Here is a 14088-nt window from a genome sequence, read left to right on the forward strand (position 1 = left end):
GGATATGAATAAGCTAGACTATGACAATATAAAAATTAGGGTTTTATTTATACTTTCCATAGCAGCCTTTATTAACTTTAATTCGCCTTTTTATGGGTCTTTATTTGTTCTTTTCTTTGAAATATCTGTAATTAATTTAATTCACATTACATACAAAAAACAGATAAAAAATCATGTAAAGTCAATTTATTATAAAGAATTGATTATTTTATTATTATTTTTAACCATAATTACAATTTCTACTTTGATATCATTGTATGTTTATTTGGGAGAAGTTAGGAGCTTCTATAGTTTAATAAGATATTTAGAAATAGTTACTCATATAATATTTTGTTTTTATCTATCTATCTACTTTACTTACAACAGACAAAATAAGCACTTTTTTCTTCCAGTATGTCTATCTATATGTATAGCTGCTTTAGTACTTTTCTTGGATTATAACTTTAATCCAAATAGTATTATGAATTATGAGAAAAACCGTATAATTATAGCTAGCAACATAAGATATTTAGGTTATATTGCCATGCTTGGTTGCTTATACTGTATAATATCTATGACATTAGAGATTTGCTTTAAGAAAAAAATGTATTTAAATGCTTTATTTGTAATTAACTTCTCATTACTTTTTTGGTTAGGAGGACGAGGAGCAATACTCGCCTTGCTGATTAGTACATTATTGTCTATATCATTAATATCAATTAACTTCATTTTAAAAGCTAAAAGTGTATTGTATACGTTGGGCTTAATGACTGTATCATGTATAATTTCTATCCCCTTTAATGTATACCAATGGAATGGTCTGAATAGATTTTTCCGATTATCACAATCCCCAGATTTGACGTTAGATAAATTGTCTACAGGGCGTCTTGACTTGTGGATAGAGTCGATAAACTTGATATCAGAAAATCTAATTATTGGACATGGTCCAGAAGCGCATATATTCAAGACTAAAATAGGTTTATTACAACCTCACAATTTTGTTCTTCAATTTTTATTAGAGTTTGGGATATTAGGGACCATAGGATTTATAGCAATTCTCTATAATATAATTAGAATGGCTATACGCAATGTTAAAATGGATAACAATATTAATAATGTTTATTGTTACGGAGTTGTTGTAGGAATAACAATTCATGGTTTATATGACGGAACATTATACCATGCACCACCAGTAATTTTATTTATTATAGCAACAGCTTATGTATTAGCAGGAAATTTCAAGCTAAGAAATAATTTCACCGAAAACCAAATAAATAACGTAGCTATAAAAGAAAAGTAACCATCAACCGCGTAGTGCCAACCAAGATGAACAGATGCTATTTGTATTATTAATGCATAAATCCAAAATAGCATTCCCACTGTTCGATTAACTTGATAAGCACCTAAAGCCATAAGAACAGAAGAAGATACGTGCATACTTGGCATCGCTGATATACCAGCTCCTATATTGGTATCACCATTTACGTAGATGTCCCATAGGTAGTTTTGTACATTGATAACATTCCCTTGATAAAATGGAATATTTTCAAGAAACTGCATTTGACTTTCGAGTATTTCTAATAATGGAAGATAAGTATTATTACTAGGTTTAAGGTGATTCAAAAAGCAAGGCCCTGCTGATGATAGTAATAATGCCATTATACTTCCTAAGAAAAACCATGATAAAAGAAAGCTAAGCAGATACTGCTGCCTATAATTTTCAATTTTACAGGCACACAAAAAGTACAAAAAACTCCCCCAAATTAATACGAACCAAATTTGGTAGGAGAACATAAAAAAGTATGTAAATATAGAATGGGAAAAGAACGTATGTGTCCACTCCCAAGGAAACTTTTCTCCATGAATCCAAAAGTCTAAATTTGAGAATAGCTGATCATACTTAAATGGGTTTATATCTGGGATTATCTGTTTCAGGTATGTATAGTTCGAAAAGCAAATATTAAGTATCAGAATTCTAACTATAAAAACAATAGGTTTATTGATAGGGGTAAAAAAATTCTTTATAGCAAGTATATATTTTTTTGTTGGTTTATTTTCTCTACTAAGTATAAACTTAAAATATAGATAAATTGACCATGCGAGAAAGGTAGCATAAAGACACCCAATTACCATCGACAAGTAATCTCTAAACTGATACTCGTAAGTGATCTCATTTTCAAAATAATGAATGATAAAAAATGTAATTATGCTTGAAAGAAGAACAAGCATGAATAGCGACTTATCAGTTCGCAATACATGCTTGATTTCTAAATATAGAGGTAGAGCCTCTGCTCCCTTACCTTCTAATTCCATTAACTAATGCTTCTATCACTGAATAATGGCTTTGGATGTATCTCTATCTGCTCTAACCATAGATAGCGCTCTCTCGAGATTTTCATTTGCTTTTGCATAGTAGGATGGACTCTGGTCAATGGCCTCTTGAAGGTAAGGTATCGCTTCTCCAGGCTCTCCCCTGAGAATTAGGAAATATCCAACACTGTTCAATGCTTCAGATGTGGACATATGTTGCCCAAAAATACCTAAAGCTTTACGAGGCTGTCCTTGAGCTATAGCTATTAGTCCTAAATTATTAATAGCTTTTTCGTTATTATTGTTTAAATTCAAAGCTGCGTTAGTAAAGTTAGATGCTTTTCTGTAGTCACCAACCATATAATACGAGTAACCAAGACTTATAAGTGCACTTTCATTGTAAGGTTTAATATCTATCGCTTTACGTAGAAATGCTTGGGCTACCTCATGGTTATTGTTGATATCATAGAGCACACCCAACCCAGTGTAGGCATTTACAGGCGATTTCTCATCATATCTTAGAGATAAAATGCTCTCACTAGATATATCGTCTACTGTTATATCCCCCCCCCCGCCAAGGCGCAATTGATCAGCATTTAGGGCCCTCAGATAATAACTTTTTCCTACTCCTTTTCTACCTTTCCTTGTGTAAAGCTTCCCTAATTCTTCTAGTGAACCTATATGATTTTGATTTTCAGCCAGAGAAGCTCTATAAGACTTGTCTGCGAGCTCAAAATCACCTCGTGACTCGTGAATACGCCCAATGGTATACAATGTTTTATCCTTATGAATACCATCTTCAAATGTAAGAGAGCGTATATATTCATACAACGCAAGATCGGTATTGTTACTCATTAGTGCACTATCTCCTCGAGATATTGCTTCTTCTTCATTCTTTGGAGGTTGCTCGTTAGTCAAAGCTTCTACAGGCTTACCTGAATATAAGCTTTTATCAAATGCTGTTTGTTTAGTATCATTACTTGCACATCCAGAGATAAAGATGGTGACACATACAAATATAAAAACCTTCCACATAAAAAATCCCTTTAATAAAAATTAACCTAAAGCGTTTCCACCTGAAAATGCTTCAGACAGAGTAATCAATGATGGTCCAATTGCAACAATAAAAAAGCAAGGCCAAATAAATATAACCATAGGAAACATCATTTTTACTGGAATTTTAGCAGCTATTTCCTCTGCGGCTTGCTGTCTTTTATCTCTATAGTCTTCTGTATACTCTCGTAAAGAATCCACTAAGCTCCCACCGACTCGTGAAGCGTGACTTAGCATACTGACTAACCCTAGAAACTCTTCTAATCCTGTTCTAACTATCATTTCTCTCAGACTATCAGGCATGGATTTACCCGCTTGAATTTTCATACAGACCGTATCAAGCTCTTCAGCTAACTCGGGATGAGAAATAACCATTTCGTTTGCTACACGACGCAAAGAAGCATTAAAACCGAGCCCTGACTCAGTACAAACAACTAACAAGTCAAGCATATCTGCTACTCCGGAACGAATCCTGTTCTGACGTTTTTTCACCATTCTTTTTAAAAGAATATCGGGTAAAATTAATCCTATAAATACACAAGCAGCCATGTATATGTACAGCTTATTAGATTGAGGTAGCAATATATACAACCCCATAGCAATTACTAATCCTATAATAGTGGTTAGAGATTTAATCGAATAAAAAAGAGAGAGTGAATTTTTCTGATGGTAACCCGCATGCATTAATAACATACGAGTAGAGTTTCGTTCTTTTTCATTACTAGATGAAGTTAGTGGAGCTAAAGACTCCAGTCTATTCAAAAGTTTTTCATTAGCGGAAGAATGACTTTCTTTTTGACCTACGGACAAATCAGCTAACTTTCTTTTAACAGGTGAATTTACTCCTATAAATATATATCCAACTGTCATCACAAACAATACTGTCGTTACGAGAACAAATAACATAAACAATGTTTCTTTATTTATATTGGCATTAGCTAATATATTATTTATGAACTCCATAACTACACCTCAAAATTGACTATTTTTCTAATCCATATAGAACCCAAGAACAAAGAAATCATTCCTCCTATAATCATTTTTATTCCTGTTGGATGATTATGTAGAGTGGATATATAATCTGGTTTTAATATTGCAATAATGATGTACATAGCAAAAGGTGCAAGTACAAGAACCCATGCTGACATCCTAGACTCAGCAGAAATGGTTTTAATTTTTCTTGCTAATTTGAATCTATCCCTCAGTACACGAGATAATTTTTCAATATTTTCTATTAAGTTACCCCCTGTTTCTTTTTGTAATAGAACTGCACTAGAAAATGCCATCATCGAAACAGTGGGTACGCGCTCACTCATTTGCATTATGGCCAATCTCATGTCATAACCATAATTCAATAAACTAAAGGTGTTCTTAAATTCAGGTCCAATAGGTGCTGGCATCTCTGTTCCGACTTCTCCAAACGCCTGGTTGATCGGCTGCCCTGCTTGAAGTACTCGCTTTATAATATCCAATGCTTCAGGCAATTGCTCTTCAAACTTCATGAGTCGATCAGCAATACGCTTTTGAACAATAAAATATTCAACAACCCAAATTGATATCATACAACCAACCCCTATATACCAAGGTTGTCCAATTAAAACGAGGATCAATAAAACTATAGCCCCTGAAATAAAGGATAAAAATAAGAATTTTCCAAATGTTGTTTCAATACCTGCAAGCTCCAATTTCTTTTTAAACACTTCAAATAAAGAAAACTGAACTAAAAATCGCTCTATGCCTGATAAATTTTTGAGCGAGTTTTCTTTTAATAACGAAACACTCTCTTGATCAATGTGTTTATGGCTATCTTTAATGCGTTGAATTAAATGTCTATGTTTTACTTTTTTCCCAGCTGACGGCATTATCAACGCTTGGCTGATGAAAAATACTGATAGGAATAACAAGAGTAAAAACAGTGGTAATTGACCGTCCATAATCCCTCCTAACGAACCTTCTCATTAAATATCTCAAATGGAACGTCCAGACCTCGTTTAATCAATTGATCATGACAATCAGGTACAATCCCAGTAGCAATGTAATCACCAACCACATTGCCATTTTCATCCACACCTTGTCTTTGAAACTTAAAAATTTCAGACATAGTGATCACTTCACCTTCCATCCCATTAATCTCTTGAATACTGACCATACGACGCTTACCGTCTTCTTGCCTGTCCATCTGCACGACCAGGTTGATGGCTGACGCAATTTGAGAGCGAAGGTTTTTCGTTGATACGTTCCAGCCCGCCATTGAGAACATATTTTCCACACGACTTAAAGCATCTCTTGGGGTATTAGCGTGTATGGTCGCGAGAGAGCCATCATGGCCCGTATTCATTGCAGATAGCATATCGACCGCTTCACTGCCTCGCACCTCACCAACAACTATTCGGTCTGGTCTCATACGTAGAGAGTTTTTTACTAACTCGCGCTGAGAAATTTCACCTTTACCCTCAATATTAGCAGGGCGAGTTTCGAGTCTAACCACATGAGGCTGCTGAAGTTGTAACTCTGCTGAATCTTCTATGGTTACAATGCGCTGATCAGAAGGAATAAAGCCAGATAAGATATTAAGAGTGGTAGTTTTACCTGAACCCGTACCACCGGAGATAAGAATGTTGAGTTCGCCAACCACAGCTGCATTTAAAAATTTGGCCATCTCTTCTGAAAGAGAGTTTAAGTGTAGTAAGTTATCCATATTTAGTCGCTCGACAGCAAAGCGACGAATAGATACAGATGCACCATCAATGGCTAAAGGCGGGATGATTGCATTAAAACGAGAACCGTCTTTAAGTCGGGCATCTACCATAGGAGAAGACTCGTCAATTCGTCGGCCTACTTGACTGACTATTCTATCAATAATACTGCGTAAATGGCGGTCATCTAAAAATGTGTGGGGTGTTTTTTCAAGTTTACCAAAACGTTCAACAAAAATACTTTTAGGGCCATTAACCAGAATATCCGAAACTGTGGAGTCATCCAGTAAAGGCTCAAGCGGACCTAGACCAAAGATCTCATCTTCAATTTGACGAATCATCCTATTTCGAGCTTCTGAGCTTAAAGGATGAGTCTGATCTTCGGCTATTAAATGTACCACCGCTTCTCGTAGTTCTTCTTTGGCTCTATCTTCTTGAAGGTGAGAAAGTAATCCTAAATCCAAGGTGTCAAGTAACTTACTGTGATAGTAATGTTTTATCGTTTGGTCATGCTCTAACTGCTTTCTTTCAGCTTCCATCTTACGGACTTTTTCTTCAATCGCTGAAGAGTGAACCATACTACTATTTTTAGTCTTGGAAACATGCTCTACTTGAGCTTCTGATTTCGTATTCAGCAGTTCAGCTTCTGAAAAATTACTGCCGACATTTTTCCTTTTAAAAAACATAGCAACTCCCTGCTAAGAAAATAATTTACCCAACCAACCTTGAACCTGTGTTTCTGCTGGTTCTTCTAACTGATGTGAAATATCAATTAGAGAGGACTTAATTGCACTATTTTTCTTTGATTGCACAATGGGCTTACCAAGGTTTGAACACTCCATTGCAATAGAATAATTATTTGGTACTAAAAGAATGTCTTGATTTGGAAATGCTTGTTCGATGTCTTTAATCGTTATTGATGTTTTCTTTTCATAACGATTAATTATCAACCTAACCTGACCACTTGTTAAGCCATAATCCAGTTGAAGAGACTTTAAATAATTCGCAGCATGTTTAATTGACGTAACATTTTGCTGCATAACCAGATAAACATAAGAAGCAGGAGCAACTACATGTTGGAAAACATGTTCAACTCCATGGGACATATCAACAATAATATGCTTATAGTATTGACGTAATAAAGGAACCAAAGCACTGACTTTTGTCGCGCGATCATAATTATCTTTAATGCTATCAGCACTAAAACATAAATAGTTAACACCAGAAGAGTGCTTGTATACCAAGCCGTCTAATGATAAGTCATCAAGATCATTCATCGTATCAATGACGTCATTAATACTATATTTAGGCTTACTATTAAGATAATCCGCCGCATCACTAAATTGCATACCCAGATCAATAAGTAGTACTTTCCCTTTTGAATATTCAGATAACGCAATGGCAGTATTCATTGCCACAGTTGTTGCACCTGATCCACCTTTGGTATTAATAAACAAAGATAATTCACCAATCTCACTGCTTGAAGCTTTTTCGTTTGCGATATCCTCCAACAGCGGCAGCAGTTCATAGAAACCGACTTCACGATGTAAGTAGTCCGAAGCCCCTAATTTTAGTGCTAACTTAAGTGAAGTGGTATCATGCTCATCACCAAATACTACCAATGCAGTCTGGTTTCGCTGTAAGTTACCTTCATTGGAGTAAATATGGGAGATCTTCTGCGCCCAACTGCTTCCCGCTTCAATATAAATGACATCAGGTATTCTTATATCGCCTAAGGCGGTTACCGCTATTTTACTTAAATCTATCCATTCAATATTGACGTTGACGCACTTAGATAGCTCAGCTTCCAACGTACTTTTAAACTCAGCGGTTGCATAAATCACCCAAATATTAATATTCGTTTTTAGGGAGTGGATGCTGCTTGTTTTAATTTCTTTATTCATTTCTACTGGTTTCAACATGACTATTCCCTTAACAATCTTCATGAACATCAAGTCCTGACTCCGGCCTTAAAACCCCTAAGCTCTCGGCAGGTAAAATGGTCTTAAAGTCAGGGGTTGCACCGACGGCATCAATTAATAAAGACAAAACCAAAAATTTAAAGGTGTAATCAGCTTCGGCTTTCACATAGCGAATCGTCACAAAAATTGAATTAAGGACATCTGGGTCAGTAGAGGAAGAAAAAAAAGCGTCCACGTTAACTTCGTTACCATTCGCGTTGAGATAACTAATCTTCAAGTTGTCCTTGCTGAAACCAGGAGGGTACAAACCTTCAACAGAAGAAAGTTCCTTAATATCGTCCCTATCAGCTATATAACAAACCGTTGCTAAACGAGCCGCCCTGCGCGTGACTTCATTTGCCATTTGAATAGAGTAAAAATAAAGTGCGAACTCGATAATAGAGAAAATAACTAATAATACCGCTAATGCAATTAGTGTAAATTCAACCTGAGTAACCCCTTTCTGACGAAGCAACCATCTACTCATGGAGAAGTCCTCATTTTACTTGATGCACCAATTTCAAAAGCAAGCGAACTGTCAGTAAAAGGAAGACTGCTAAAAATTGGCACGTATGTATAGCTGGCAGAAATCATTACTTCTTTCGAAGAAGCAGTTGGTGGAGTAACAATCACATCTGCCGTGTTAAGATAACTAACAACTTTCGTATCAGCATCAGTTGTAATTGGCTTGCCATATACCACCATATTTTTAATTTGAGCCTCATCTGCGATACTTCCAAAATCTAGCGTCCCGTACGTATCGACTACTGCGTATCTAACCCCATTTTGCAATGCTTTATTAATTTCAGTGTACTGAATAAATGCCCGACTGACATCGATTAGTAATACCGCGAGCATAAGCAACACTGGCAGACAAATAATAAATTCCAGTGCCGCTAGGCCTGTTTGGCTGTATTTACCAGCTCCAACTAAAGATTTGTGTACATTACTCATATCAAGATACTCCGCTTAGAGGATCTTTATACAACTGGATACGATAAAAACCTGAATCGGAAGGCTCCACACTGGTAGAGCCGTTGTTTATTGGACAATCATATAAGAATTGCCCATACACATTGTCGTCTGAGCCTGTACCACTATCTCCGGCAACTTCTTTCATCAAGAAAAAGCAACCAAACCCTAGGACATCAAAGTCGGTTTTACCCGACCCAGAATCCGTACAGTCAACGATTGGGACTCTTAAAATCCTTCTTTCTGCCGTACCATTACTCGGGTAATCTGAAGCAACTCCGCAGCCACCTGTTTTACAGTCGTTATAGTCCTTGTAATAGAAGTCACTACCTGTAATATCACCAGTTACAGCATCTTTACTGATATCGGCTTGTTTAACATAAATATCAGGGAGTACAGTCCCATCATTTTTTATCGAGCCTTTGTAAACATTTAATCGAGGATTAAGGCCTTGTGCTACTGCACCAACACTACCACCTGGCTTGGTTTGTACTGTTGTTCCGATAGTTGCACAAGCATTATAATTTCCGGTAAGAGCGTCTTTTACTAAAGCTGCACCTCCTCCCGTAGTATCTTGTCCAAAGTCTAATAATTGGAAGTTCCCCGGCCCCATATCAGTACTACTTTGGTCTCCTACTTTAAGTGCATTAATTGTAGAAGGATCCTTTGATATTTCTGGGTCATAGCCACTAGGATTATAGCCCCATACTTGTTCATCAGTTGCAGTAGCGTCACCGCACACTGCCATAGGCGTTATGTTGCATGAGTACTGAATTGCAGAACTAGGTCCGGCAACAGCACTGGCTGACACATTTTTCCCCACTCCAAATACATAGCTTAGATATTGAGTTAAAGAAACGTCACTCACTGCTACACGAACATAAATATCGTCATCTCCACTACTAAAGGAAAAACTGTCAGCATCAACAAAGGATTGCTTGTCGTTGGAGAAGGTTACAGATATATCTTCTGCAGTATAGACAAGCTCTTGATTACCGGAGGCTGCTGCAAAACTATTTAAGGCACTGATTGCGGCAGCTTCAGAGAGGTCAACGTCACTTGTATTATCTGCAACAACAGCCGCCGCCAGAGCTGCCGAATCCACCGCATTTTGCAAGCGTGCTTTATTAAGAACTTGGTGATTTAAGTCCATAGCAAATGCGCCCATGCCTATTAATATCAGCATTATTAGGCTAATTAACACTAGAGTGATCCCACGCTGAGATCGTCTTGTAGCTATTGGTTTTGTATACCTCATAGCAACCTCCTAGCCAATTAGCGACTCATAGATCGCTTACTTTTTGGCTGAACTATTACTGTTGTACACTTTTAAGCTTCTTTGTGTACGCTCACCACTACCGTCTGGTAGATAGTCTATGTTTTCGTACCACGCATCTGAATTGAGTGTCTGTTCTGCTTGTAATTGGCTCAAAGCTACACCTAAATTAGGATCATTGGCACACCCTGCTAAGGAAAGGGATACAAAACAAGCAGTTAATTTAAATAATTTTTTCATTTTGTTCTCCCTTATAAACTGTGGCCAAACTGTCCATCAGTACCACCTTCCCCAGTGCTAAATTGATAATCAGTATGGTTTTGCTCCACTGTATTATCATTACTGTCAAGTTGATACTTATCGAAGTCTAAATGCGCTCCTTTACCAAGTAGGTAAAACTCAACATCATTTGGACTGACGAACCCATCAGTTGGCAATGTAATCCTACGTCTATCAACTGGTTTTGCTAACCGAGGGGTAACTAATATAACCAACTCCGTCTCTCCTGAAGTGAATTGTTCACTTTTGAAAAGACGTCCTAGTATTGGTAAATCAGCGACGCCTGGTAAACCTTCATCTACATTTCGAGCATTTTCACTGAGTAATCCAGCTATGCCCATTGTTTGACCATCAGCCAGTTCTAAAGTACTTCCCGCACTACGTGTAGTTAAAGGCGGTATATAATAAGCAGCGTTTGTATCACCAACGCTATAGGTCACTACACCAGAAGTCGCCAACTCACTCACACTGACATTTAGTTTTAAATTTATTTTTTTATCACTAAGAATATAGGGTATAAAGTCCAGTGTTACGCCATATTCTTTGTAATCGATCGTGATGCCATCGTCGTTAGGAACGGGAATAGGGAACTCACCACCGGCAACAAACTCGGCTTTAGTGCCACTCAATGCTGTCAAGCTAGGTTCAGCCAGTACCTTCGCTACGCCATTTTGTTTGGCTATATCAAGAGCAAACGTAAATAGTGTATTGCTGTCGAGAAAAGAGCCTAAAAAACCAAACTCGTTGACACCTGCGTTACCACTCAAAATCGGCCCAATATCATCAATCGCGCTTCCTATTGTCGTAGCTCCCCACGTTATATCCCCGCTTTTTTGAAAAAAGTGAAAGTTGGAATCAAAGGTGCGAACTAACGTTCTTTGAACTTCCGCAACAGTAACCTCAAGCGTCACCTGTTGTGCGCCCCCAATAGACAGCAAGTTAATGACTGAGCTTTTATTTTCTTTATCTTCACTTTGATCTGCTGATTTACCTGAGGCAAATGTTTCAGCCACCTTTAGAGCCACATCCATGTTTTGCTGATTGCTAACCAAACCCCTCAATACAATTTTGTCCTGAGTGCTATGTACTTCAATATTCTCATCAGGCAAAAACTGATAAAGCTTAGACTTTAACGTATTGAGATCGTGCGTTACTTCCACATTAAACGATTCAATAATTCGCCCACTACGATCCCAAACCGATACATTGGTAGTACCCAACTTTTTGCCAATTAAGTAAAGCTCGTTCGATTTGAGTACCAATATATCCAGTATGCTAGGATCACCTAAGGTTACTTTTTTAGCATTTCCCGAAATCATTAATTGAGTTGACTGGTGGTGAGGTACGCTTACCACTCGCCCGGACTGCGCAGCCGCATGAACTGTTACACTTACTAGTAACATGAATAAGTGGCTTAAAATTAATATTGTTCTTTTCATAATTCAATTCACCTAATTACTCACGCGAACATTGGAAGTTTGAGAACCTTTAATAACAGTTACACTTGGTCGTGGCGTATAAGTTCTCTTCGGCGGTGCTTTATCTACAGTGAGTGGGTTTCTTAGCGCCAATTGGATTCGGCCTTTACTATTTTCAGTTAACAGCTTTTCCGCTTCTTTTGGTGACACTTCTAGGGTAACCGCGCGAACAATTACTGGTTTGTTATCCTTGGTTCTAGCAGTCTGATCCACGGCCAACACTTTAATATTCTTCAAAACGGTGCTAGTTCCGCCGCCCTTTGTGTTCAGAATATCAACTTTGTTTCCTGGTAATAGAAAACCAGCAACACCTATAACATCGTTTACACGAATAGTTAAAGCTCGTTTATCCTCAGGTATCATAGCAGCTAATGTCACCCCTTCACCCAATACTGCAATTCTATTTGGGTTGACTAACTCCCCCTCATATATGGAGTTTGCAGCCACTTTGCCCACTGCTTGAGATACATCTGTTAGTGTTGTTTCCTCTATCCAATCAACTTCCATCAATTTAGTTGTAAGGTGTTTCTCTTCAATAATAACGCCAGGTTCTATTTCCATAGCAGCAACGAGCACCGGGTGTCGCTCAACTTCTTCAAGCTTCACGGTAGGTTGCGTCTGACTATCTAACCACTGCTTTGCAATCATCACGGCCCCCAAACCGAACGCGATTGATAACAATAGCAGCATGACAATTTGTGTCCTGCTCATGACATCCCCTCACTTTTATTCATCAACAGTGAAATAGAGCCCCCAAGCACGCGTCAGAATCTTTGTTGACACAAGCTCCCCTATTTCCTCAAACTTCAAAATATCTCTACTAATCCCTAAAATATCTTTTGGTAGACATGGGAAATACCCAGTACCCGTATCATCATGAAGCTGCTTTAATCGGTCAAAAAAACCGTCTTCTAAAACCAGTTGATAAGCTTCTGACAAATCCATCCACAACTGACAGTACTCTTCTAACTCTAGAGGATTAAATTCAATCTTGTAGCCAAGTCGTCTTAAAAATGCCGGATCCGCGATAGAACTCGGCGGAAGGTTGGATGAAAATGCAAGAGTAAGCAGGAACGGGACCGATATTTGTTGCCCATTAGGTAAACCAAGGTGATCTACAAAATACTCCATCGGCACAATCCAGCGATTAAGTACAGTTGCAACTGGCATAGATTGACGACCTAAGTCATCGATAACTAAGATTCCGTTGTTGGCCATCATTTGTAGTGGTGCTATCCAAACTCGATTGTGCTCAGTATGATTGACTTCGAGCATATCCATGGTCAACTCGCCACCAACTTGAATGTTGGGTCTTTCGCATAGTACCCAGCGTTTATCATAATGATCACTCAGCTTAACAAACGACTTGGTATCCGAGTTGTCGAGTTTTTTATGGTGGTGCGGTGAAAACACCTTAATAATATTTCCATCAGCAAAAACAGCATGAGGAATGAACACCGAAGTATTTAATGCGTTTAATACTCTAGCCGCAACGTAACTCTTACCGGTACCGGCATGTCCGTAAAGTAATAGAGCTCGCCCTGAATTAATCGCAGGCCCCAAAACTGGAATAAGGCGTTCAGCACCATAAACATCATCAAGAGCCCTCTCTACATCAGCTCTTGCTATAGGTTGATTACGTAGATGCTGTCTACGTACAATATCCCAATATTGTTCTAGTGACACAGGTACAGGCCCGATATAAGCCTCTTTACGAAAGGCAAGTTCTGCTTCCGCCAAACCAAGATCTGTTAATCCATAACGAATATTGGAGTAAGAGCTTGTCGCGTTTAATGGCTGATACACTTCAACCCAGCTACGCCCCCGAAGATGGGCTAGTGACGACTCGATAATGGAAGAAACCACACACATTCTATTAGACAGCTCTATCAAATCAGATTTAGGAAATGCCATTAAATGCTTAAGTAATAAATGCTCAACGACTGCAGCCGGAATATCTAGGTGTTCTTCAGAAGAAGGTATAGGTGGTGGATCAATTTGTGGCACTAAAGTGCCCTTAGAGACCATAGTCATAGACGGTACCCTCCTAATATTGGCACTTGACAGATGTAAGTTGATGTCCT

At 38.0% G+C, this 14088-nt stretch carries 14 protein-coding genes; 1 reads left to right on the top strand and 13 read right to left on the bottom strand.

Going from position 1 to position 14088, the window contains the following annotated elements:
• Positions 1-4 precede the first annotated feature (4 nt).
• A complete protein-coding gene (locus DBX26_RS11225) occupies positions 5-1279 on the top strand; it encodes an O-antigen ligase (protein WP_162889694.1) in 1275 nt (424 codons plus the stop codon).
• Here DBX26_RS11225 and DBX26_RS11230 read toward each other — a convergent pair.
• The 13 genes from DBX26_RS11230 to DBX26_RS11290 are packed head-to-tail and all read right to left on the bottom strand — an operon-like array spanning position 1198 to position 14038.
• Positions 1198-2292, bottom strand: a complete 1095-nt coding sequence (locus DBX26_RS11230) for a phosphatase PAP2 family protein (RefSeq protein WP_118119185.1) — start codon at positions 2290-2292, stop codon at positions 1198-1200. The two genes, DBX26_RS11225 and DBX26_RS11230, sit on opposite strands and share 82 nt — an antisense overlap.
• Positions 2293-2307: 15 nt before the next feature.
• The gene (locus tag DBX26_RS11235) at positions 2308-3324 is read right to left on the bottom strand and encodes a lipopolysaccharide assembly protein LapB (RefSeq protein ID WP_118119187.1); all 1017 of its coding nucleotides are present in this window, start codon (positions 3322-3324) and stop codon (positions 2308-2310) included.
• 21 nt (positions 3325-3345) lie between these two features.
• Positions 3346-4305 carry a type II secretion system F family protein gene (locus DBX26_RS11240; RefSeq protein WP_014232841.1) on the bottom strand — a complete coding sequence of 320 codons (960 nt, stop codon included), beginning with the start codon at positions 4303-4305 and terminating at the stop codon, positions 3346-3348.
• Between the two features lie 2 nt (positions 4306-4307).
• Positions 4308-5276 (bottom strand): type II secretion system F family protein, encoded by a 969-nt coding sequence (locus tag DBX26_RS11245; protein WP_014232842.1) that lies wholly within the window; start codon positions 5274-5276, stop codon positions 4308-4310.
• Positions 5277-5284: 8 nt separating this feature from the next.
• Entirely contained in the window at positions 5285-6724 is a 1440-nt protein-coding gene (locus tag DBX26_RS11250; protein WP_014232843.1) for a CpaF family protein, read from the bottom strand.
• 12 nt (positions 6725-6736) lie between these two features.
• Positions 6737-7960, bottom strand: coding sequence for an AAA family ATPase (locus tag DBX26_RS11255; protein ID WP_041170264.1), 1224 nt, complete (start codon positions 7958-7960; stop codon positions 6737-6739).
• A 10-nt stretch (positions 7961-7970) separates the two neighbouring features.
• Positions 7971-8486, bottom strand: a complete 516-nt coding sequence (locus tag DBX26_RS11260; RefSeq protein ID WP_014232845.1) for a TadE/TadG family type IV pilus assembly protein — start codon at positions 8484-8486, stop codon at positions 7971-7973.
• A complete protein-coding gene (locus DBX26_RS11265) occupies positions 8483-8953 on the bottom strand; it encodes a TadE/TadG family type IV pilus assembly protein (protein ID WP_014232846.1) in 471 nt (156 codons plus the stop codon). Before DBX26_RS11265 ends, DBX26_RS11260 begins: the two co-directional genes overlap by 4 nt.
• 1 nt (position 8954) lies before the next feature.
• Positions 8955-10229 carry a pilus assembly protein TadG-related protein gene (locus DBX26_RS11270; RefSeq protein WP_014232847.1) on the bottom strand — a complete coding sequence of 425 codons (1275 nt, stop codon included), beginning with the start codon at positions 10227-10229 and terminating at the stop codon, positions 8955-8957.
• A gap of 36 nt (positions 10230-10265) precedes the next feature.
• A complete protein-coding gene (locus tag DBX26_RS11275) occupies positions 10266-10487 on the bottom strand; it encodes a hypothetical protein (protein WP_014232848.1) in 222 nt (73 codons plus the stop codon).
• An 11-nt stretch (positions 10488-10498) separates the two neighbouring features.
• Entirely contained in the window at positions 10499-11965 is a 1467-nt protein-coding gene (locus DBX26_RS11280; protein ID WP_014232849.1) for a type II and III secretion system protein family protein, read from the bottom strand.
• A 12-nt stretch (positions 11966-11977) separates the two neighbouring features.
• Positions 11978-12715, bottom strand: coding sequence for a Flp pilus assembly protein CpaB (gene cpaB / locus DBX26_RS11285; RefSeq protein WP_118119189.1), 738 nt, complete (start codon positions 12713-12715; stop codon positions 11978-11980).
• Positions 12716-12730: 15 nt separating this feature from the next.
• Positions 12731-14038, bottom strand: coding sequence for an ATPase AAA (locus DBX26_RS11290; RefSeq protein WP_014232851.1), 1308 nt, complete (start codon positions 14036-14038; stop codon positions 12731-12733).
• Positions 14039-14088 lie beyond the last annotated feature (50 nt).

It is taken from the genome of Vibrio sp. dhg (assembly GCF_003443775.1).
Lineage (GTDB): Bacteria > Pseudomonadota > Gammaproteobacteria > Enterobacterales > Vibrionaceae > Vibrio > Vibrio natriegens.

What these genes read in the sequence shown, in the direction of transcription:
- DBX26_RS11230 (WP_118119185.1), bottom strand. Translation starts at nt 2,292, where the DNA reads ATGGAATTAGAAGGTAAGGGAGCAGAGGCTCTACCTCTATATTTAGAA.
- cpaB (WP_118119189.1), bottom strand. Translation starts at nt 12,715, where the DNA reads ATGAGCAGGACACAAATTGTCATGCTGCTATTGTTATCAATCGCGTTC.
- DBX26_RS11260 (WP_014232845.1), bottom strand. Translation starts at nt 8,486, where the DNA reads ATGAGTAGATGGTTGCTTCGTCAGAAAGGGGTTACTCAGGTTGAATTT.
- DBX26_RS11275 (WP_014232848.1), bottom strand. Translation starts at nt 10,487, where the DNA reads ATGAAAAAATTATTTAAATTAACTGCTTGTTTTGTATCCCTTTCCTTA.
- DBX26_RS11280 (WP_014232849.1), bottom strand. Translation starts at nt 11,965, where the DNA reads ATGAAAAGAACAATATTAATTTTAAGCCACTTATTCATGTTACTAGTA.
- DBX26_RS11250 (WP_014232843.1), bottom strand. Translation starts at nt 6,724, where the DNA reads ATGTTTTTTAAAAGGAAAAATGTCGGCAGTAATTTTTCAGAAGCTGAA.
- DBX26_RS11290 (WP_014232851.1), bottom strand. Translation starts at nt 14,038, where the DNA reads ATGACTATGGTCTCTAAGGGCACTTTAGTGCCACAAATTGATCCACCA.
- DBX26_RS11225 (WP_162889694.1), top strand. Translation starts at nt 5, where the DNA reads ATGAATAAGCTAGACTATGACAATATAAAAATTAGGGTTTTATTTATA.
- DBX26_RS11235 (WP_118119187.1), bottom strand. Translation starts at nt 3,324, where the DNA reads ATGTGGAAGGTTTTTATATTTGTATGTGTCACCATCTTTATCTCTGGA.
- DBX26_RS11270 (WP_014232847.1), bottom strand. Translation starts at nt 10,229, where the DNA reads ATGAGGTATACAAAACCAATAGCTACAAGACGATCTCAGCGTGGGATC.
- DBX26_RS11245 (WP_014232842.1), bottom strand. Translation starts at nt 5,276, where the DNA reads ATGGACGGTCAATTACCACTGTTTTTACTCTTGTTATTCCTATCAGTA.
- DBX26_RS11255 (WP_041170264.1), bottom strand. Translation starts at nt 7,960, where the DNA reads ATGTTGAAACCAGTAGAAATGAATAAAGAAATTAAAACAAGCAGCATC.
- DBX26_RS11265 (WP_014232846.1), bottom strand. Translation starts at nt 8,953, where the DNA reads ATGAGTAATGTACACAAATCTTTAGTTGGAGCTGGTAAATACAGCCAA.
- DBX26_RS11240 (WP_014232841.1), bottom strand. Translation starts at nt 4,305, where the DNA reads ATGGAGTTCATAAATAATATATTAGCTAATGCCAATATAAATAAAGAA.